The 21,407-nt window shown below is 43.9% G+C and carries 20 protein-coding genes and 1 tRNA gene; 18 read left to right on the top strand and 3 right to left on the bottom strand.

The features are described from left to right. Positions 1 to 55: 55 nt before the first annotated feature. Together JEZ96_RS11525 and ushA are read left to right on the top strand one after the other, a co-directional pair. Positions 56 to 727: an alpha/beta hydrolase gene (locus JEZ96_RS11525; protein WP_025007733.1), complete on the top strand. Its 672-nt coding sequence runs from the start codon at positions 56 to 58 to the stop codon at positions 725 to 727. 364 nt (positions 728 to 1,091) lie between these two features. Beyond that, positions 1,092 to 2,810 (top strand): bifunctional UDP-sugar hydrolase/5'-nucleotidase UshA, encoded by a 1,719-nt coding sequence (gene ushA, locus JEZ96_RS11520; protein WP_061783176.1) that lies wholly within the window; start codon positions 1,092 to 1,094, stop codon positions 2,808 to 2,810. 232 nt (positions 2,811 to 3,042) lie between these two features. Here the strand turns inward: ushA and JEZ96_RS11515 are convergent, their stop codons facing one another. Together JEZ96_RS11515 and dusC are read right to left on the bottom strand one after the other, a co-directional pair. Further along, positions 3,043 to 3,402: a TraR/DksA family transcriptional regulator gene (locus JEZ96_RS11515; RefSeq protein ID WP_011789033.1), complete on the bottom strand. Its 360-nt coding sequence runs from the start codon at positions 3,400 to 3,402 to the stop codon at positions 3,043 to 3,045. A gap of 203 nt (positions 3,403 to 3,605) precedes the next feature. Then, positions 3,606 to 4,559 (bottom strand): tRNA dihydrouridine(16) synthase DusC, encoded by a 954-nt coding sequence (gene dusC, locus JEZ96_RS11510; RefSeq protein ID WP_011789034.1) that lies wholly within the window; start codon positions 4,557 to 4,559, stop codon positions 3,606 to 3,608. A 244-nt stretch (positions 4,560 to 4,803) separates the two neighbouring features. Here dusC and JEZ96_RS11505 point away from each other — a divergent pair, with 244 nt between their 5' ends. From JEZ96_RS11505 to nadE, 15 genes are all read left to right on the top strand, one after another. Further along, positions 4,804 to 5,214 (top strand): HvfA family oxazolone/thioamide-modified RiPP metallophore, encoded by a 411-nt coding sequence (locus tag JEZ96_RS11505; protein ID WP_061783177.1) that lies wholly within the window; start codon positions 4,804 to 4,806, stop codon positions 5,212 to 5,214. Between the two features lie 133 nt (positions 5,215 to 5,347). Further along, the gene (locus JEZ96_RS11500; protein WP_025007736.1) at positions 5,348 to 6,196 is read left to right on the top strand and encodes an HvfB family MNIO-type RiPP peptide maturase; all 849 of its coding nucleotides are present in this window, start codon (positions 5,348 to 5,350) and stop codon (positions 6,194 to 6,196) included. Continuing rightward, positions 6,196 to 6,942 carry an HvfC family RiPP maturation protein gene (locus JEZ96_RS11495; RefSeq protein ID WP_061783178.1) on the top strand — a complete coding sequence of 249 codons (747 nt, stop codon included), beginning with the start codon at positions 6,196 to 6,198 and terminating at the stop codon, positions 6,940 to 6,942. The genes JEZ96_RS11500 and JEZ96_RS11495 overlap by 1 nt, the downstream gene beginning before the upstream one ends. 148 nt (positions 6,943 to 7,090) lie before the next feature. After that, positions 7,091 to 7,213: a hypothetical protein gene (locus JEZ96_RS19585; RefSeq protein WP_061783179.1), complete on the top strand. Its 123-nt coding sequence runs from the start codon at positions 7,091 to 7,093 to the stop codon at positions 7,211 to 7,213. 81 nt (positions 7,214 to 7,294) lie between these two features. Then, positions 7,295 to 7,660, top strand: coding sequence for a YbaN family protein (locus JEZ96_RS11490; RefSeq protein WP_011919455.1), 366 nt, complete (start codon positions 7,295 to 7,297; stop codon positions 7,658 to 7,660). Between the two features lie 232 nt (positions 7,661 to 7,892). Continuing rightward, positions 7,893 to 8,444, top strand: a complete 552-nt coding sequence (apt, locus tag JEZ96_RS11485; RefSeq protein WP_081429832.1) for an adenine phosphoribosyltransferase — start codon at positions 7,893 to 7,895, stop codon at positions 8,442 to 8,444. A 37-nt stretch (positions 8,445 to 8,481) separates the two neighbouring features. Beyond that, a complete protein-coding gene (gene dnaX / locus JEZ96_RS11480) occupies positions 8,482 to 11,436 on the top strand; it encodes a DNA polymerase III subunit gamma/tau (protein WP_198779805.1) in 2,955 nt (984 codons plus the stop codon). Positions 11,437 to 11,605: 169 nt separating this feature from the next. After that, entirely contained in the window at positions 11,606 to 11,935 is a 330-nt protein-coding gene (locus JEZ96_RS11475) for a YbaB/EbfC family nucleoid-associated protein (RefSeq protein ID WP_007648738.1), read from the top strand. Positions 11,936 to 11,947: 12 nt separating this feature from the next. Next, a complete protein-coding gene (gene recR, locus JEZ96_RS11470; RefSeq protein ID WP_011789042.1) occupies positions 11,948 to 12,547 on the top strand; it encodes a recombination mediator RecR in 600 nt (199 codons plus the stop codon). A gap of 276 nt (positions 12,548 to 12,823) precedes the next feature. Beyond that, entirely contained in the window at positions 12,824 to 14,737 is a 1,914-nt protein-coding gene (gene htpG / locus JEZ96_RS11465; protein ID WP_011919453.1) for a molecular chaperone HtpG, read from the top strand. A gap of 244 nt (positions 14,738 to 14,981) precedes the next feature. Beyond that, positions 14,982 to 15,845 carry a tetratricopeptide repeat protein gene (locus JEZ96_RS11460; RefSeq protein ID WP_011789044.1) on the top strand — a complete coding sequence of 288 codons (864 nt, stop codon included), beginning with the start codon at positions 14,982 to 14,984 and terminating at the stop codon, positions 15,843 to 15,845. 141 nt (positions 15,846 to 15,986) lie between these two features. After that, positions 15,987 to 16,631 (top strand): adenylate kinase, encoded by a 645-nt coding sequence (gene adk, locus JEZ96_RS11455; RefSeq protein ID WP_011789045.1) that lies wholly within the window; start codon positions 15,987 to 15,989, stop codon positions 16,629 to 16,631. Positions 16,632 to 16,711: 80 nt separating this feature from the next. After that, a complete protein-coding gene (gene hemH, locus JEZ96_RS11450) occupies positions 16,712 to 17,755 on the top strand; it encodes a ferrochelatase (protein ID WP_061783181.1) in 1,044 nt (347 codons plus the stop codon). A gap of 244 nt (positions 17,756 to 17,999) precedes the next feature. Next, the gene (locus JEZ96_RS11445) at positions 18,000 to 19,304 is read left to right on the top strand and encodes an inosine/guanosine kinase (RefSeq protein ID WP_011789047.1); all 1,305 of its coding nucleotides are present in this window, start codon (positions 18,000 to 18,002) and stop codon (positions 19,302 to 19,304) included. Positions 19,305 to 19,510: 206 nt separating this feature from the next. Continuing rightward, positions 19,511 to 20,341 (top strand): ammonia-dependent NAD(+) synthetase, encoded by an 831-nt coding sequence (gene nadE / locus JEZ96_RS11440; protein ID WP_025007740.1) that lies wholly within the window; start codon positions 19,511 to 19,513, stop codon positions 20,339 to 20,341. Between the two features lie 59 nt (positions 20,342 to 20,400). On the opposite strand, the gene JEZ96_RS11435 is transcribed toward nadE, so the two are convergent. After that, on the bottom strand, positions 20,401 to 20,910 hold the full coding sequence (locus JEZ96_RS11435) for a DUF6942 family protein (protein ID WP_025007741.1): 510 nt from the start codon (positions 20,908 to 20,910) through the stop codon (positions 20,401 to 20,403). Between the two features lie 339 nt (positions 20,911 to 21,249). Here JEZ96_RS11435 and JEZ96_RS11430 point away from each other — a divergent pair. Then, positions 21,250 to 21,326, top strand: a tRNA-Pro gene (locus JEZ96_RS11430). The last annotated feature ends 81 nt before the right edge of the window (positions 21,327 to 21,407 follow it).

Genomic DNA, 21,407 nt, shown 5'->3' with positions numbered 1-21,407 from the left:
TTATCATCACTTTTTAGTTGATGAGTGTTTAATATCGAATTAGGGATTTTTTAGTATGTCAGCTTCTCTTGAGCGTATTGTCGTTGAGCCTAAGACGCCTGCTACGGCCGTGGTCATTTGGTTACATGGATTAGGGGATTCGGGGGCAGGATTTGCCCCTGTTGTGCCAGCCTTAGGGTTACCCAGTCATCATAGCATTCGGTTTATTTTTCCCCATGCACCAGAGCAAGCTGTAACCATCAATGGCGGCTACGTCATGCGAGCTTGGTATGATATTAAAAGCATGGATTTACATGACAGAGCCGATATGCAAGGGGTTTTGGCATCAGAGTTACATGTTAACGCATTGATTAATGAACAAATCGCGGCAGGTATTCCGAGTGAACGCATTGTCTTGGCTGGATTTAGCCAAGGGGGCGTGATGAGCTTATTCTCAGGGCTACGTTTTGAAAAAAGGCTTGCTGGTATCATGGCGTTATCTTGTTATTTACCGACAGCCGATGTGTTACCGACGGAATTGAGTATAGTTAACCGTGATACTCCGATATTACAACAGCACGGTGTGCAGGATGATGTTGTCCCGCTATCTGCGGGAGCCTTAGCCAAAGATGCTTTAATATCGGATGGATATCAAGTGCAGTGGCAAACTTACCCCATGGCACATTCGGTTATTCCTGCCCAGTTAAACGATATTCGTCAGTGGTTATTACAGCAATTTGAAATGTAGCCAAGTCTAATTGCTGATAAAAACGGCATGCGGTAATGTCAATATTACCCATGCCTGTTCTTTTAAGTGAACAATAGTGATTTCATTTATTTCCTTCTAAGTTGTTTATATTTAAAGGTTTAAAACTAATTATTTTGTTTTTATTTCTTCTGGCTTAAATATATAAAATTTAATTGTTAAGCTTATTTTTTATTTGAAACAAATTTATCTTAAACCCTTTGGTAAATACCACATTGAAGTCACTTTTATTAATAAAAATGACACATTTCATCTTTATTATTTGCTATTATGCTCTGCGTCGAACTTGATAGAGTTCGAGACAAACTTTCTATGATAAAATAATTAAAATCAAGGGGTTGATGTAATGATAAATAAGCTTATTAAAGGATTAGTTGCAACGGCTGTGCTTGCAGCTCTCGCAGGTTGTAACAATAGTGATGATGATAAAATTCCAACAACATGTGCTGAAGCAGGGAGTGCGTGTAAAGCATTCACTATTTTACATACCAATGATAACCATGGTCGTTTCTGGGAAAATAGTGACGGCGAATATGGTTTAGCAGCGCAGAAAACACTTGTAGACCAGATTCGTGCTGAAGTGAGCAAGAATGGCGGTCAAACTTTATTATTATCGGGTGGTGATATCAATACTGGTGTACCAGAATCAGATTTACAAGATGCTATTCCTGATTTTACCGGTATGAATAAAATTGGTTATGACGCAATGGCCGTTGGTAACCATGAATTTGATAATCCGTTATCAGTACTTGATATGCAGCGCCGTCTTGCAGAATTTCCAATGTTGGCTGCCAATATATACCGTAAAAATACCGATGGTAGTCAAGGTGAGCGCTATTTTGATGCCTATAAAATTTTTAATGTTAACGGTTTAAAAATTGCTGTCATCGGTTTAACTACCGAAGATACTGCTAAAATTGGTAACCCTGAATTTATTAGCGATCTGATTTTTACTGATCCCAAAGTTGAAATTGCTAAGGTCATCAAAGAAATTAAAGATGCCAAATCGGCTGATATTATTTTCGCAACGACACACATGGGCCACTATGCTGACGGTCAAAATGGCAGTAACGCTCCAGGTGATGTTGCTCTCGCACGCGCGCTGAAAGAAGGTGATTTGCAAGTTGTTATTGGTGGCCACTCACAGAATCCTGTTTGTATGGAATCTGGCAGTGAAAACAAAGTTTACGCCGATTTTAAGCCCGGTGATGAGTGTGCTCCAGATAAGCAAAATGGTACGTGGATTATGCAAGCCCATGAATGGGGTAAATATGTAGGCCGAGCTGATTTTGAATATTTCAACGGTGAGCTACATCTAGCAAGCTACAAACTTGTGCCTGTTAACATGCGTAAACTGGATGAGAAAGGTGCTAAAACTACCGAGTTAGCTGGTGCTAAAATTGAACCAGATACTGAGTTAAAAGAGTTACTGTCTTACTATCAAGAAAAAGGGCAAGCTAAGCTAGATGAAGTGATTGCAACGACGGATGCCCTGTTAGATGGTGAACGCGCAAACGTGCGTAATAAACAAACTAACTTAGGCCGTATGTTAGCGATGGCGCAAAGTGGTAAAGTGTCTGCAGACTTCGGTGTGATGAACTCGGGTGGTGTGCGCGCCTCAATCCAACCAGGTAATATTACTTACCGTGACGTACTTACCGTTCAACCGTTTGGTAACATGGTGACATTGAACGAAATGACAGGGACTGAAGTTACAGCTTATCTAGGGGCTGTGGGCAGCATTCAGATCAATAATGGTGGTTATGCACAAATCACAGGTGTGAAAATGACCATTGACTGTGTGGCTAAGACCGCCAATATCAGTCAAATCAATGGTAAAGATTTTAGTGTCGGAGCAACCTATAAGTTCACTGTGCCGAGTTTTAATGCTGCTGGTGGTGACGGTTATCCGAAATTAGCAAGCCCAATTCAAACGGGTTATGTTGATGCTGATTTACTGTATACATTCTTAAAAGACAAACAAACGATCGTTGCTGCAGACTATAATCCTGTAGGCGACATCGTTTATGAAAACTCATCAAGTGTTGAAGGTTGTAAACTGTAACAACTAATCGATATTTGTTTAAGCATAAATGCCACTCACCTGAGTGGCATTTTTTACTTTTAATGATTCGAGTTATTACTGTGATTTAGCTGAAATATAACCAGTCATTTTACTGATTACATACTGGGTATGCTGGCGTTAATGACTTTGATACAACTAGATTGCAGTGTAATGTGGTTTATATTCGTGTGTCAGTACGGCATTTATTGGATAACAATAAATAGAACACTTATTAGTGAGTAAGTCGTAGCTCGTGACGGTGCTCATGCTGGTAGTGTTCTGCACAGGTGGCGCAGCGTTGTTCGGTGGGATCTTGATTTAAGCGTTCAATTTCTATTTCTGCTTCACAATCTGAGCACAGGCCATAGAGACCTAAGTCAAGCTGACAGATCGCGGCATCAAGTTTATTTAGTTGGCAGAAAAGAGGGTGTTCGGCCAAGGGACTTTGTGCCAATTGATCGATCAATTCGCCTAAACTTAGGTTGGCATAATGCGTCCCGAGTACTTCAAGGAACTGCGGGAGCGCGCCGATTTCTTTCCTTAGATTAGCCTCAAGCTCTGACAATTCATGTCTGATATGGGTGGTGCTCACGTAAAATCGCCTGTTTTATCTGACTCTAGGTGTTCAGTCTAATAGTTCCACTATCAGCGACTATGATAAAGATCAAGTATCAGCGAGATTTTTAGTTTTTTCGCAGTAATAAACCAGAAAAGTACTTCATTCCTATTGAATTATTGCTGCAAATGTACGGTATCAATACCCATCACCCATGGCGTTACTATTACATAGGCAAATTAATGTGTTTTTGGTAAAGCATTGTGTGCCGCTTCAAGTTCTCTGACGATGTCTTCGGTTGTTTTATGGACTCTTAATGTTCTAAAAAGGGTATCCGCTTCAGGATATTGTCGATTGAGGTAGGTAAACCACTGTTTGATTCGTGCGGGGTAATAATCGCTTTTACGGCCATTGAGTTCCCTTTGAGTATAACTGAGCATAAGCGCTAAGGTTTGCGCCCAAGTATAAGGTGCGGCTCCTGTTTTTATGGTGTCAGCTAAATTGGGCAATGAAATGGCGCCACGACCAATCATAATGCTATCGCAGCCAGTCACGGCCATACAACGCTTGGCATCATCACTGTTCCAAATTTCCCCGTTAGCAATCACTGGGATAGGCAGACGTTTTCTCACCTCAGTAATGTATTCCCAATAGGCGGGAGGTTTATAGCCATCAACTTTACTGCGTGCATGAATGGCAAGTTCGGTTGCCCCCGCTTCATAGACAGCCAAGGCATTTTCCATAAAGAGTGATTTATCTTCATAACCTAGGCGGATTTTTGCCGTAACAGGGTGCTCGCTGGGCACGGCTTGACGCATTGCGCGGACAATATCGTGAATACTATCTGGATATTGCAGGAGTACAGCGCCACCGTTACTGCGGTTAACCATTTTCGCCGGACAACCAAAGTTGGCATCGACGCCATGGGAACCTAGCTCTACTGCTCGTAGGGCATTTTCTCCCATACATTGGGGTTCTTGACCGAGTAATTGAACACGTACTGGCGTACCTGATGGTGTATTCCCCTGATTGTGTAATTCAGGGCAAAGTTTAAGAAAAACTTTCTCTGGCAGAAGTTGATCTACCACTCGTACAAATTCAGTGACAAGTAAGTCGTAGGGATTGATTGCTGAGAGAATGTCACGCATCAAATCGTCTACCACACCTTCCATTGGAGCCAAAATCACACGCACAGCCGTTAACCCGCATCAGTTCTCAAAGGGCGTGCATTCTACCTTATCGTTCTAGCGTTGCGAACAAGAAACTTTTCCAGCTGGATTGAGTTATTGATTCGCCCTCTATCAGGGTGTATTGAATATTTCTGTGATCTAAATGTGTTTTTTGCAATAGAATTGAGTTTCAACAGGTCTCTTGTTACAAACCAGCTACATAAACTGTGGTTGGGCACTTTACACCATAAACGACAAGGAAAATATTATGAACTCAGTTAAGAAAACCGCCGCCGCAGTTGCATTAGGTACTGTTGTTGTCAGCTCTGCTTTTGCTGTAAACGCACAAACCAATCCATTTGGTTTTCAAACTATGGATGCAGGCTATCAAATCGTTGGATCTGAAGGTAAGTGTGGTGAGGGTAAATGTGGCGAAGGAATGAAAAAAGCCGCAGATAAAGCTAAAGAAGGCAAATGCGGGGAAGGCAAGTGTGGCGGCGATATGAAAAAAGCCGTTGATAAAGCTAAAGAAGGCAAATGCGGGGAAGGCAAGTGTGGCGGCGATATGAAAAAAGCCGTTGATAAAGCCAAAGAAGGCAAATGCGGAGAAGGCAAATGTGGTGGTGATATGAAGAAAGCCGCAGAAAAAGTGGAAGAGGTTAAAAAAGAAGTAAAATAAGTTTCAGCATTTTCAACACTGAACAGGCATTGTGTGGGATGTTGAATAACAAGCCAGCGAGAGCTGGCTTGTACTTTCAATGATCTTGGTGATATTGCTGCATGAGATTTGCCTGTTATGGCAAAGAGGTTTTATGAGAAATCCATATCTTGAGCAGGTTGGGCTTGGCCTTCGGCGGGAAATGCTAACGGAGTTTTGCCATCAAGTGCCCAGTACCATTCAATTTTTTGAAGTTGCACCTGAGAATTGGATGACCCTTGGTGGTAAATATGGCAAGCAGTTTCGTCAGCTTACGGAGCAACATACTTTTTATTGTCATGGGCTTAGCTTATCCATTGGTAGTCCAGCGCCCTTAGATGTCGAGTTTGTTCGCCGTGTAAAAGCCTTTATGGATTTGCACAAAATTCAAGTGTACTCCGAACATTTAAGTTACTGCTCAGGCCAAGGCCATTTATATGACTTGATGCCTATACCGTTTACCGATACCGCAGTCAAATATGTGGCAGCACGGGTTAAGCAGGTTGAAGATATCTTAGAGCGACCACTTATTTTAGAAAATGTCTCTTTTTACGCAGCGCCTGCTGCACAGATGACAGAGCTTCAATTCTTAAATGCAGTACTGGAAGAGGCTGACTGTAAGCTGCTTTTGGATATCAATAATATTTATGTAAACTCGATAAATCATCGCTACGATGCCAATGTCTTTTTAAATGCAATGCCCACTGAGCGTATCGCTTATTTACATATTGCTGGGCACTATAAACAAGCAGAGGATCTGATTATCGATACCCATGGTGCCGATATTAATGATCCCGTGTGGGCACTATTACAAACTTGCTATGCCAAGCATGGGGTGTTACCGACGTTATTAGAGCGGGATTTTAATTTACCACCCACCTCTGAGCTATTACGCGAGATTGAACAAATTCATCAACATCAAGCGATTGCGTTTAATTCGGCTGTTGCGAAAAGGAGTGCTTAGTGAATTTTAAACAGGTTCAGCAGTCTTTTATCGACTATATTCGCGACCCTGCTAAGCCATTACCGGCTGGGACATCCATTGAGCGAATGCAGGTTTACCGTGAATTATTTTTTAGTAATGTGATGGGGTTTGTCTCTAACGGTTTTCCGGTTTTGAAGAGTTTATACACCCAGAATGATTGGTTGATTTTGGTACAAGATTTTTTTAGTCAGCACGACTGCCAGTCTCCACTTTTCATCGATATCGCTGGGGAGTTCCTCGATTTTCTGCAACAGGAATACCAACTTAAAAATACTGATCCTGTGTTTATGTTGGAGTTGGCTCATTATGAGTGGCTTGAACTTGTCGTTGCAGTCGCACAACAGGATGCTAAGGAAGTGGAGCTCAAGCCTGAAAACATTCAAGATCTCCCGCTGTGCCTTTCGTCTACAGCGAGGGTCGCGCAGTACCATTATCCAGTGCAACTTATTCGTGATGACTTTTGTCCTACAGCATGCCTTGATACGCCAGTATTTTTTTGTATTTACCAAGATGAAGATAGCGAAGTCCGTTTTTTGCAATTAAACCCACTAAGTGCCCAAGTGTTAGCCTATCTTGCAGAGCAAGGCTTGATGAGTTTTGATGGTATAGTCAATTGGTTAACAATAACTTATCCGCAGATAACGCCTGAGGCTTTAGCACAAGGTTGTTTGCAGCTACTCGAACAGTTAGCCATCAAAGGCATAGTGCGAACTCATCAGTCTTAGCACGACTATTGATCAAAATAATTGCAATAACCCTACATAAAAAGGGTTTTTGTTGATTTGACAAACGGCTACAATGTCGCCCGTTTTGTGATCTCCATCACTGTTTGATTTCTGCACACTTATACTTGCATATACCTTAGGAGCTGTAATGAGTAGTCAGCCATTTAAAGACCCATTTAACTTTATGTATTTTGTTGGTTTTATTTTAGTCTTATTGCTACCAACTCTGCCAGCAACCCTAATGTGGTTAAAGCAGTTAGGTTTAATTTAAGCGGGTTTTAAGCTCGAATGGGTATACAATTGCCACTCTATTGAGTGGCTTTTGTTTTTTAGAGAAGGGCATTATCAGCTTATGGTATTGAAGCGCGGATTTTTTTTACTTTTGGGATTAACAGCTTTAGCCCTTGGATTACTTGGCATAGTGTTGCCCCTGTTACCGACAGTCCCTTTTATTTTGCTGGCTGCGTTTTGTTTTGCCCGTTCGAGCGAGCGTTTACATATGTGGTTGATGGCTCACCCTTGGTTTGCCGATGCATTAACCCAATGGCAGCAACAAGGTGCAATACGCAAAGGCTTAAAGCGTAAAGCAATGCTGATTAGTGCTCTGAGTTTTAGCATCAGCATTATGCTGGTGCCCATTATGTGGGTAAAAGGAATGCTCATTGCTATGGCATTGATTTTACTTTGGTATCTCAAAAGTATTCCCGAAGTTGAATAACGGGTGGCTGAATCCTTCTTTTAGGGAGATTTTGCCGTTGTGCTTACAGGGTTTGATCTCAGGCACAAATCGATAACCAATTTATTACTTGTGCGTTGTGATTGTTGCAACTCAAACCAAAGCGGCATAAGCTTTGTGCGATTTTTTGCAATTCGTCCACACTCGATGTGGACGTTTTGTTTTATACCGCCAATCTTGGCGAATTGATTAAGTAACTTACTAAGTAAATATGATGGCTATGAATACAGAAACCTTATCCTTGATAAAGCAAAGCATTAAAACGATTCCGAACTATCCTAAGGAAGGGATCCTATTTCGCGATGTCACCAGTTTACTTGAGAATGCCGCAGCCTATAAAGCGGCCATCGATTTATTGGTTGAACATTATCGTGGTCAAGGTTTTACCAAAATTGTCGGCACTGAAGCCCGTGGTTTCTTATTTGGTGCACCACTTGCTTTAGAATTAGGCATTGGTTTTGTGCCCGTTCGTAAACCCGGTAAATTACCCCGAGCGACTATCAGCCAAAGCTATGAACTTGAATATGGTCACGATAGCCTAGAAATTCATACTGATGCGATTAGCGCAAATGACAAAGTGCTCGTTGTTGACGATTTACTCGCAACCGGTGGTACGATTGAAGCGACGGTAAAACTTATCCGCCAATTAGGTGGTGAAGTGAAAGATGCTGCTTTTGTGATTTCATTACCCGATTTAGGCGGTGAGGCGCGTTTAACGGCATTAGGGCTTGAGTTGGTTAAACTTTGTGAGTTTGAAGGCGAATAATTCTTCAGCCAAAGGCGCCTTAGGATAGTTTGATGGCATGTCACACCATGACATGTTATCTTTCAAAGTTCCCGGGGCGCATGCTCCCATTTTTGTATCACACACTCTGGGGAGTTCCATGTCATATCAGGTGTTAGCCAGAAAATGGCGCCCTGCCACATTTGAACAAATGGTTGGTCAAAGCCATGTATTGCATGCTTTAACCAATGCACTAAGTCAGCAGCGTTTACACCATGCTTACCTGTTTACAGGGACGCGAGGCGTAGGTAAAACCAGCTTAGCGCGACTCTTTGCCAAAGGCTTAAATTGCGAACAAGGTGTCACTGCCACCCCCTGCGGCGTATGCGGTAGTTGTGTTGAAATTGCCCAAGGTCGATTTGTCGATTTAATTGAAGTCGATGCAGCGTCCCGCACTAAGGTCGATGATACGCGCGAGCTGCTGGACAATGTGCAGTATCGCCCGACCCGTGGCCGTTTTAAGGTTTATCTTATCGACGAAGTGCATATGCTGTCGCGCAGCAGTTTTAACGCACTGCTTAAGACCTTAGAAGAACCCCCTGAGCACGTTAAATTTCTCCTCGCGACAACAGACCCACAGAAACTACCCGTGACTGTGTTATCCCGTTGCTTGCAGTTTAATTTAAAAAGTCTGACACAGGATGAAATTGGCACTCAGCTTAATCATATCTTGACGCAGGAGCAGCTCCCCTTTGAGGTTGAAGCGCTAACACTCCTTGCCAAAGCCGCCAATGGTAGTATGCGTGATGCGTTGAGCTTAACGGATCAGGCCATTGCTTTTGGTGGTGGTACTGTGATGCTCACACAAGTGCAGACCATGCTTGGTAGTATTGATGAGCAACACGTTATCGCCTTACTGAAAGCCTTAACGGATGCCGATATCAAAGTACTAATGCAAACCAGTGCCCAAGTGCTCGCGTACGGCGCCGATGCCCAAGAAGTGTTGCGCAGTTTGCTTGAGCTGTTACATCAAATTACTCTAACGCAGTTTGCCCCCGCTTGTGCTCAGCAGTCCTTATACAGCGCACAAATTCGTGCTTTTGCTGAGCAATTAACGCCGGAGCAAGTACAGCTTTATTATCAGATCCTATTAACGGGTCGCAAGGATTTACCCCATGCCCCCGATCCTAAATCAGGCCTAGAAATGGCACTCTTACGGGCCGTTGCCTTTGTGCCAGAAAAGCCCGTTAAACGCTGGCAAGTCGAATCGCCAGCCGAGGTGAGTTTACCTGTAGGGCAAACATCAACTTCATTGGCGGCGTTAGCGACATCGGCAGCTGAAAAAAAAACAGATTTAGTTGAACAACCTACAGATGTTAACGTACATGCTGCAGTTGAGATTAATGCACCTTCGGATACAGCAGATAGCGCTTTGTTCGCAGAGCAAACGCTGATCATTAGCCAAGCCCTAAGTCAGGGATATAAGTTATCTGAATCCATTGCACCAACAAGCATCGAGATACCTGTCGCTGCGATATCGCAAAGTGAAGATACCAAAGTCGAAACACTGGTCTCAACCAATGAGCAGGCAGTTGTAAATAACACTGACAGTGATACCCAATTAGATTATGTCTATGGCCATGGGGATTACACCCAAGATGTCGCGCCATTGGATATTTATCAAGATGATTATGCGAGCTTTTCTTCTGAGTCATACAGTTCGTTGACTCAGGAAACGGTGGCTGAACAAGCGACTATTAACCCTGTTAGCCCTGCAACTCAAACCTCAACTCAAGTTGAAAATACCACTGGAGTCACTATTCCAACCGCCACAGGCATCGCAGTGGATCCCTCTTTAGGGCAATCCAGTTTCAAGCAAACTGCCACAGCCTCGTTGGAGGATGACGATATTTTATCGGCGGTATTAGCTGCAAGAGAGTCGCTGTTGTCGGATCTCGATGCCTTGAGCGCGAAGGATGGTGATGAAAAAAAGTCTTCACTGGATTTTAAACGTAAAGAGCCAACTATTGGCCCGTTATCTGCCACCAGATCAGATATAACCACTTCTCCTAAAGCGGTAAAGGCGGTATCTCAGTCTGTAGAATCCATTGACTCAGAATTTGATTTTGACGATGATTTTGAGCCCGCGCCACAGAGGGATGGAGGCTTCGCTCAAAGCGTTACACAAGCAAACAAAAATCCAGAAGCATCGCAACCTTTAACACAAAATGGGCAAATAACACAAAATGGGCAAAAACCTTCGGGGGAAAAGCCCGTCAGCGTCGATGATCCCAATGATCGTCCGCCTTGGGAGGCTGCCCCTGCTACAAATATGCAGCATCCTGTGGTACACCCTGTTTCAGCGTTGGAGCCAGTAGTTCCTACTGCAATGCAAGATGAATTGGCACCAATTGATCAGGCTCCCCATACGCCCGTTTCACTTATGAGCGAGCCTATAGAGGATGCGGTCAAGGAATCATTAACTGAACCAGTAACGGGTTTGTCGAATCAAACCGGACTGAGTGTGGTGCAGCCAGTAAGTGGTAATCCATTGGATTTACATTGGTATAAGTTAATGGCGAGTTTAGATATTGGCGGTCGAGTACGCCAACTTGCGGTTAATTCAGTATGCCAAGCGCAAAGCGATCCACTGCCATTACTGTTAAAACCCGATCAAAAACACTTAGCAGCCGATGTCGCAATCGTGCAATTAGAACAAGCATTGACGGCGGCGCTCGGGAACCCAAGGCGAGTACAAGTAGTCATAGGAAGCGATCCAAAGCGAGAAACACCCCTTGAGTTACGTAAGCGTTTTCATCAAGAACTATTACAACAGGCACAGCAGTCGTTAATTAAAGACGATAATGTTCAATGGCTTATTCAGCGTTTGGGTGCAGAGCTTGATACCGATACTTTAGTGTATCCTCCCGATCTGTTAAACCAACGGAGCCAGCAGATCCAAGCGTTACCTGAACCAGAGTTGACGAATGAGTTCACTCAGAGCGAGGGTAAACTAGCGCTAAGTAAGGCTTAATTATCAATGTGCCTGAATAGCAGTATTAAAATGAGTCATTGATGGAAACTCGCTATCAAGATCATAAGTTTATTAATGGGATCACGGCATAGATTGCCAATCCCATTAATTTCAGTAAGATTAGCCAGCTTTAAAGCTTGCGACTAACCCTAATAGAAGAGAAAAGACTATGTTTGGAAAAGGCGGTATGGGCAATCTGATGAAACAAGCCCAGATGATGCAAGAAAAAATGGCGAAGATGCAGGAAGAAATTGCTCGCATGGAAATGGTGGGCGAATCGGGTGCTGGCTTAGTCAAAGTCACTATGACGGGTGCACACACAGTGCGTAAAGTCGAAATCGACCCAAGTTTGATGGAAGACGATAAAGAAATGCTGGAAGATTTGATTGCTGCGGCCTGTAACGATGCAGCACGTCGAATCGAAGAGAATCAAAAAGCTAAAATGGCTGAAGTGACTGGCGGTATGCAATTACCACCAGGCATGAAAATGCCGTTTTAATTGAGATAAGCAATGAAATTCAGTCCACTGCTTGACGAGTTAATTCAATCCCTGCGTTGTTTACCTGGGGTCGGACCTAAATCGGCACAACGTATGGCGTTTCAATTGCTTGAACGGGACAGAAAAGCAGGGCTTAAATTAGCCAGTGCACTGTCCAGTGCCATGAGTGATGTTGGCCACTGTCAGTCTTGCCGAACTTATACTGAAGAAACGCTGTGCCCCATTTGTGCTAGCCATAAACGCGGCTCATCTTCCACCATTTGTGTAGTGGAAACGCCTGCCGATGTGTTGGCTATTGAGGCGGGTGGACATTTCACAGGCCGTTATTTTGTACTACTTGGCCATTTATCTCCCCTTGACGGTGTTGGCCCTGAAGAATTAGGGCTGGCTTTACTCGAGCGTCATTTAGCCTCGGGGGATGTCAGTGAGTTGATTCTAGCAACCAACCCAACGGTAGAAGGTGAAGCGACAGCGCATTTTATTGCCGATATGGCAAGACGTCATAAGGTGATGATCAGCCGTATTGCCCACGGTGTTCCCGTTGGCGGTGAGCTTGAATATGTGGATAGCACCACGTTGGCACTCTCATTTAATGGGCGTTTGCCGTTGTAAATCTTGCCGATAATGGATTGTTAATCAAGTTGATAAGACTCGCTTTTGCGGGTCTTATTGTTACTAGATATTGTCGTTTAATGCTGTTGTCCTGGCTCACGCCTGTGATTGTTAATTAAGTAAAGGCCGCTATTTTACAGTGGCTTTCTTTTGTCTTATTTTTCATCATTCAAACCTCGTTTTATTCCTTGCCCTTGAAAAGCAAATTTGCAGCCCCATTTAAGTAAGCACTGAGCGTTACTTTTACCAAATTGCGTAACAAATAAGGAAAATTTCATGTCACAACAAGAAACTCATGGTTTTCAAACTGAAGTCAAACAGCTGTTGCATTTGATGATCCATTCTTTGTACTCCAACAAAGAAATTTTCTTGCGTGAACTGGTCTCCAACGCTGCGGATGCGGCCGATAAGCTGCGTTACCTCGCGTTGACCAATGACGCATTATATGAAGGTGACGGTGAGCTGCGTGTGCGCATTAGTGCAGACAAAGATAAAGGCACAGTGACCATCGAAGATAATGGTGTGGGTATGACCCGTGATGGCGTGATTGAGCATTTAGGCACTATTGCAAAATCAGGCACCGCCGAATTCTTCAAAAACCTCTCTGGCGAAGCCTCAAAGGACTCGCAGTTAATTGGTCAGTTCGGTGTGGGTTTCTACTCCGCCTTTATCGTGGCGAAAAAAGTCACCGTTCGCACCCGTGCCGCTGGCCATAAGGCCGATGAAGCAGTATTGTGGGAATCGGAAGGTGAGGGTAGTTTCACCGTTGAAACCATCACTAAGGCGAGCCGTGGTACTGAAATCACCCTGCACCTACGTGATGAAGAAAAAGAGTTTGCCGATGATTGGCGCCTACGTTCTATCATCACTAAATACTCAGATCATATCTCTGTGCCCGTAGAGATGTGGCAGGAAGGCACACCAGAGCGCGACGGTCCAGACGGCGAAAAAATCCCTGCAACCGAAGGTTACTGGAAAGTCATGAACAAGGCGACAGCCCTGTGGATGCGCAATAAGTCTGAGATTAGCGACGAAGAATATCAAGAATTTTATAAGCACATTTCCCATGACTACACAGACGCATTACTGTGGAGCCACAACCGCGTAGAAGGTAAGCAAGAATATACTAACCTCTTGTATATTCCTTCAAAAGCGCCATGGGATCTGTGGAATCGTGACCGTAAACACGGTCTAAAACTGTTTGTGCAACGTGTGTTTATTATGGATGACGCAGAGCAATTTATGCCATCTTACCTGCGTTTTGTGCAGGGCTTAATTGACTCAAACGATCTGCCGCTGAACGTCTCCCGCGAAATTTTGCAGGACAATCACATTACCAAAGCGATGCGCACTGGTATCACTAAGCGCGTGCTGGGTATGTTGGAGAAACTGGCGAAAGACGATGCGGAAAAATATCAACAGTTCTGGGCTGAATTTGGTCAAGTGTTAAAAGAAGGACCCGCAGAAGATTTCGCAAACCGTGAACGTATTGCTGGCTTACTGCGTTTTGCTTCAACCCACACGGGTAGCGCTGCGCCGACTGTGTCACTCGATGACTACATCAGCCGTATGAAAGAAGGCCAAACGAAGATTTACTATATTGTTGCCGACAGCTATGACGCCGCCGCTAACAGTCCACATTTAGAGTTATTGCGCAAAAAAGGCATTGAAGTATTACTGATGTCTGAGCGTATCGATGAGTGGTTAATCAACCACTTAACAGAGTACAAAGAAAAACAATTGCACTCAGTGACTCGTGGTGAACTTGAACTTGGCGAACTAGAAGATGCAGCGGAGAAGGAAGCACAGGAGAAACTTGCCGAGGAGTCTGCTCCTCTTATCGAGCGTATTAAAGCTGCACTAGGTACAAAGGTTGCAGACGTGAAGGTGACTTCTCGTTTAACGGATACTCCAGCCTGTGTGGTCACGGGTGAAGGCGAAATGTCGACGCAAATGATCAAGCTGATGCAAGCTGCCGGTCAACCCGTGCCGGAAGTGAAGCCAACATTTGAGGTAAACCCTGCGCACCCATTAGTGTCGCGCTTAAATGATCTTCAAGATGAAACCGCTTTTGCGGATTGGTCAAACTTACTGTTACAACAGGCGCAATTATCTGAAAAAGGTAGCCTTGCGGATCCATCGGCCTTTATTAAGCTGATGAACCAAATGTTACTGGCAAATATGAAGTAAAAAATTTGGGGCCCATGGACGTTATTGCTCAAATGGGCCCCAACTATTTTTGAGCTTATCTCAGTTTTAACTTAGTTATGTTTTAGCTTAAGCATGTTAAAACTAGCGTCTATGTATTTTATTGGTTGACATGATTTACGCTATAACGCGTGGCGAATATTACCACAAAGGCATGTGTATCAAGGTGAGGACTTAAGCTTAATGATGGCGTCGGTTAGTCACCTTTCGATATTAAGGAAATACCATGGATAATATCCTCGATCTGACAAAAGACAATATTCAGCAAGTGGTTGATGCCTCGATGCAACAGATCGTGGTGTTGGTCTTTTGGGCACAATCTCAACCACAAAGTGTCACTATGGTGCAAACGTTAGAGCAGATTGCTTCGCAGCATTCGGGGCGTTTTGTACTTGCCAAAGTGAATTGTGAAACCGAATTAGAAATTGCCAATTATTTTCGTATTCAAAGTTTGCCTACTACTCTCGTGCTCGATAAAGGGCAACCTATTGATGGTTTTGCTGGCATACAGGAAGCAATGCAAGTGAATGCTATGCTTGATAAGCATCTGCCTCCCATGTGGCAATTGCAATTAGCCCAAGCGAAGGAATTGCTCACGTTAAGCCAAGTCACCCATGAGGACTTAGCAACGGCAGTGATACTGCTAAAAGAAGCCCATAGTTCGTCTAATAAGGCAGGCGAGGTCAGTTTAGTGCTTGCCGATGTGTATTTAATGCAGGGAGAATTAGCGTTAGCACAAACCTTATTGGAGCAGATTGGTCTTGCGGATCAAGATGGTTATTACCAAAGTCTAAAAGCTAAGCTTGCACTGGCCTTGGATGCAGCTGATACCCCTGAAATTCGCGATTTACAGCAAAAGTTTGCACAAAATCCACAGGATTTAGTGTTATTACTCGAACTGAGTAAGGCGTTACACGCCGCACACCGTGATGAAGAGGCGTTAAGTCTATTGTTTGGTGTGTTAGCTAAGGACCTAAATGCTGAGAATGGTACTGTAAAACAAGTGTTTATGGAATTACTTACCGCACTTGGTCAAGGTAACCCGCTTGCTAATCAATATCGCCGTAAGCTTTATACTTTACTTTATTAATCATCAAAATAGCCGATTCTCCGCGGTTTATTTGCACTTTCTGAGGCTAAAGTCGAAGCTAAAAGCCTTCTCAATGGCGGCCAGATGTGCGAAGATCGCCGCCCTAAGAAGAATATCAATGCGAAAAAGAGGACTCTTGAGATGCGCATTATCCTATTGGGCGCCCCAGGTGCCGGTAAAGGTACCCAAGCCCAGTTCATTATGGAACAGTATGGTATCCCACAAATTTCTACTGGCGATATGTTACGTGCCGCCGTTAAAGCCGGTACTCCGCTGGGTTTAGAAGCGAAGAAAGTGATGGATGCAGGCCAACTGGTTTCTGATGATCTGATCATTGGACTGGTGAAAGAGCGTATCGCACAGGACGACTGTGCTAAAGGTTTTCTGTTAGACGGTTTCCCACGCACTATCCCACAAGCGGATGCGATGGCGGCAAACGGTATTAGCATTGATCACGTGATTGAAATCGATGTGCCCGACGAAGAAATTGTTAAGCGCATGAGCGGTCGTCGCGTTCATCCTGGTTCTGGTCGTGTTTACCATGTGGTGTTTAATCCACCTAAAGTGGAAGGTAAAGACGATGTGACCGGTGAAGATTTAGCGATTCGTCCCGATGATGAAGAAGCGACAGTGCGTAAACGCCTCGCGATTTACCATGAGCAAACTAAACCGCTCGTCGAATACTACGGTAAAGTGGCAGCCGCAGGCCAAACGAAGTACAACAAATTTGATGGTACTCAGTCTGTTGCTGCGGTAAGTGAGCAGCTTGCCAGTGTACTTAAATAAGCCACATTAGCTAAATTCGAGAACAAGTTCTCATATTAAGAAAAAGCCTGCCTAAGCAGGCTTTTTTTATGTGTGACTGAATGTTAGCCTGCCGAGGTAATTGGCTGATAAAAGGTAACACATTGACTTCTCCCTCTCCTGCGTTTGGCGTGTTATTAGTAAATCTTGGTACGCCCGATGAACCTACTTCAAAAGCGGTTAAGCGGTTTCTCAAGCAGTTTTTAAGTGATCCTCGGGTCGTCGATCTTTCGCCTTGGCTGTGGCAACCGCTGTTAAATGGCATTATTCTCAATACGCGTCCTGCGAAAGTGGCCAAGTTATATCAGAGTATTTGGACAGATGAAGGCTCGCCCTTAATGGTGTTAAGCTCACGCCAAGCCCAAAAATTGGCGGTGGATTTAAGCGCGACCTTTAATCAAGATATTCCTGTTGAATTGGGGATGAGCTACGGTAATCCGTCGATTGATAGCGGTTTTGCGAGGCTTAAGGCACAAGGTGCTGAGCGGATTGTGGTGCTGCCATTGTACCCACAGTATTCTTGCTCGACGGTAGCAAGTGTGTTTGATGCTGTTGCCAGTTATCTTAAAACCGTGCGCGATATGCCGGAACTTCGTTTTAATAAACACTATTTTGACCATGAAGCTTATATCGCAGCGCTTGCCCACAGTGTCAAACGCCATTGGAAAACCTATGGTCAAGCGGACAAATTACTGCTTTCGTTCCACGGCATTCCACTACGTTATGTGAAAGAGGGCGATCCATACCGCGAACAATGTCTTGTGACAGCGAAACTTTTGGCACAAAAGCTTGAGTTGAATGAAACACAATGGCAGGTTTGTTTTCAATCGCGCTTTGGTCGTGAAGAATGGCTGACCCCCTATGCTGATGAATTGCTTGCTAAGTTACCTTCACAGGGCATTAAAAGTGTTGATGTCATTTGTCCCGCTTTTGCAACCGATTGCCTAGAAACCCTAGAAGAGATTTCTATTGGTGGCAAAGAAACCTTCTTACATGCGGGTGGTGAAACATATCGTTTTATTCCCTGCCTTAATGATGATGAGATGCATATAGAATTATTAAGGCAATTAGTCCAAGAACAGGCACATTCTTGGAATTATCCCTAAGCGCTGAAAATGCAGGACTAAGGCTGTTTGGGGAGTTAAAGAAGGCGAACTACATTTTTAAGTAAACATTGCGAAGCATTGTTGATCCCCCTAGTTTCATGCTGATTTTATGGTAGAATCTGCGCCCTTCCGGCTAAGGAGTGGATTTTTGGTCTCTCTAGCCTAGACTCATTATTTTTAGGACTCTGGCGAGTTTATCTCGTCATAACGCCAATTAGCATGGATGCCAGGAAAGAGAACCACTATGAAGTTTCCCGGTCAGCGCAAATCGAAACATTATTTCCCAGTAAAAACCCGAGATCCGTTGCTTGAACAGCTGACTCAACAACCCCAACCGTTTGCGACTTATATCAGCGGTATCGATCAAACCTTAGTGGATATCGAAGCGAAAGTAGAAGATGAATTGCTTAGCAGATATGGCTTACCCAAAGGTAATTCAACCCTCATAAATGATGAACAGGCCCACAGACTTTACACAGAGTTAAAAATTCATGGCCTGATCAGCGATGAATTTGCTGGTGGAACTATCGGTAACACTGTGCACAATTATTCCATTTTGGCCGATGACCGTTCAGTGTTATTTGGGGTGATGAGCCAAAATATCGAAGTGGGTAGTTATGCCTATCGTTATCTTTGCAACACATCCTCAAAAGTTGATCTTAACTATCTGCAACCCGTCGATGGACCTATTGGCCGTTGTTTTACGTTAATTTCTGATTGTGGTGAACGCACTTTTGCCATCAGCAAAGGTGCAATGGATAAACTTACTCCAGAGTTTATCGATAAAGATGTCGTGCAGGGCAGTTCGGCTTTAGTGCTAACGGCATACTTAATGCGTGCCAGTGGCGGCGATCGAATTACCGATGCGGCTATGTGCGCTATTGAATATGCAAAAGCTGCTGATGTGCCCGTGGTATTAACATTAGGTACACGTTTTTTGATTGAAGAAGATCCCCTCTGGTGGCAGAACTTTATTAAAGAACATGTCACCATTCTGGCGATGAATGAGGATGAAGGTGAAGCCTTAACGGGGTCGCGCGACCCTCTGCTTGCCAGTGAAAAAGCATTAGAGTGGTGTGATATGGTACTCACCACTGCGGGGCCAATAGGCCTTTATACCGCAGGTTACACCGAGGATTCTGAAAAGCGTGAAACGACCCATACTTTACTGCCGGGTGCTATCCCTGAATTTAATCGCTATGAATTCTCCCGCCCCAAATTAAAAAGTGACTGTGAAACACCCATCAAAGTGTATGCCCATATTTCACCCTATATGGGGGGCCCTGAAAAAATCGGCAACACTAATGGTGCGGGTGATGGCGCATTATCTGCGTTATTGCACGATTTAGCGGCCAATACTTTCCATAAAACCAATGTGCCAGGCTCGAGTAAACATAAGCGCGATGGTTTGTGTTATTCCTCATTCTCGCAAATTTGTAAATATGCTAACCGTGTCGCCTATGAAGTGCTTGCACAGCATAGCCCGCGTTTATCCCGTGGCTTGCCTGAACGGGAAGACAGCTTAGAAGAATCCTATTGGGAAAGATAAGCTATCGCTTCTTGACTTATCTCAAGCTCACGATTTAATGCAAGCGCAATAACAGCCTATTGTTATTGCGCTTGTTTTTAGCACCTTATATCAATAATTAACTCAAGCAGCATGATTTTTTGCTACAGGCAGTTGCAAATAAATGTTACCGTTAGTTTTGTTCTATTTGACCCAAATTACAGCGATTATTTAAGGTGGAATTTTCGGTGAAAGCGCAAATCTTAAGAGAAATGAAGGTGCTCAAGGCGATTGAGCCAGAGTTTGAAGTGCAACGTCGTGTCGCGTTTATCAAAACCAAACTGAAAGAAGCGCGCAGTAAGGCACTCGTATTGGGGATCAGTGGTGGGGTTGACTCATCAACGGCGGGGCGTTTATGTCAGCTAGCCGTTGATAGCTTAAACAGTGAACAAGCCAATAGTGATTATCAGTTTATTGCGGTGCGCTTACCCTATCATATCCAAAAAGATGAACATGAAGCCCAGCTTGCTTGTCAGTTTATTCAACCTTCGAAGCTTGTCACTGTAAATGTGCATCAAGGTGTTGATGCTGTACATGGTGCTACATTAGCGGCTTTTGTCGAGGCTGGGTTGACGTTACCCGATGCGGCAAAGGTAGATTTTGTCAAAGGGAATGTTAAGGCCCGTATGCGCATGATCGCCCAATATGAACTTGCTGGACTTGTGGGCGGTTTAGTTGTTGGTACAGATCATAGTGCTGAAAATATCACGGGTTTTTACACTAAATGGGGTGACGGGGCCTGTGATTTAGCCCCATTATTTGGCTTGAACAAACGCCAAGTTCGCCAACTTGCAGCTTACCTTGGGGCACCAGAATCCTTAGTGTATAAAGCGCCGACGGCTGATCTTGAAGATAATCAACCACTGTTAGAAGATGAAGTTGCATTGGGCTTAACCTATGCCCAAATTGATGACTTTCTTGAAGGCAAAGAGGTTGATAAATCAGTTGAGACTAAGTTGATTAATATCTACAAAGCCACCCAACATAAGCGTCAGCCTATTACGACTATCTACGACTGATTTGTCTTGCTCGTTATGATTGCGCTAAGCACCCAGATGGTATGATCTAGGGTGCTTTTTTATGACTGATTAGAAGGTTCTCTTGTCAGTAACTGTTGACGAGTCAGTTCAATTAGCGCATTGGGATATTGGCGATAGTCCAAATAGGGCGTGAGTAAACAATGTGTTATTGCTGGTGTCACATAGGGAATAGTCACTATCGAGTCGATCCGTTTATGTTGAAGATCGACTGGTCGAGTGGGCCGTGTAATTTCTTTATGGGTGATACCTAAATTGGCCGCTGCAACATGCCCACAAATAAGGTGAATACTGGCATTAGGCACAAGTGTTTTACCGCCGATAATGAGCATTTCCTGTTGTTTGAGCAATATATGATCACGGTAGGCACGCCAATCAGTATCGGTTACGCAAATTTTTGCCATGATAGTGAATATCTTACGCCAATGATTACCATTTAGTGTGGTAAGTGACGTGATTGCATCAACTTGAGCATAGTGCCAGTCATCTGGAATGATTGGCGCAGTCGGCAGATAGAAAGCAAACTTAGCGTGAGGGTTTCCTATGATCATCGTGGTTTATATCAGGTCAGTAGAAAAATAGGTGGTTGATCTTAACCTGACTTTGCTCAACCCCGTTAATGTCATATGCGATAGATATGTCATCTTAACTAAGTGACTTAACATAAGTGACTTAACATGGGGATTAGGACATAAACGTCTACGGCTACATACCAAAAATCTGTTATTCAGACCAGAAACTAAGCAGTTAATCAAAGAGATGTCACTAAGCACTTGCACAGGCGCGAGGCAATTGCTAAAGTCACGCTCACTTAAGGTTACCCCAGCAATAGCGCCTTAGGTCAATTGTGTTAGCATTTTTATAGAATAAAAATCTATCACTGAAAAATTCGGTATGTAGCGCAGCCCGGTAGCGCACTGTCATGGGGTGTCAGGGGTCGGAGGTTCGAATCCTCTCATACCGACCAAATTCATAAACAATAAAGCCTGCAATCTTAATCAGTTGCGGGCTTTTTTGTGTCTGGAATTTGGTATTTTACTGCTTAGAG

It is taken from the genome of Shewanella putrefaciens, assembly GCF_016406325.1.
GTDB classification, from domain to species: domain Bacteria; phylum Pseudomonadota; class Gammaproteobacteria; order Enterobacterales; family Shewanellaceae; genus Shewanella; species Shewanella putrefaciens.
The sequence above is the reverse complement of the archived record's forward strand: the minus strand, read 5'-3'. Positions and strand labels throughout refer to the sequence as shown.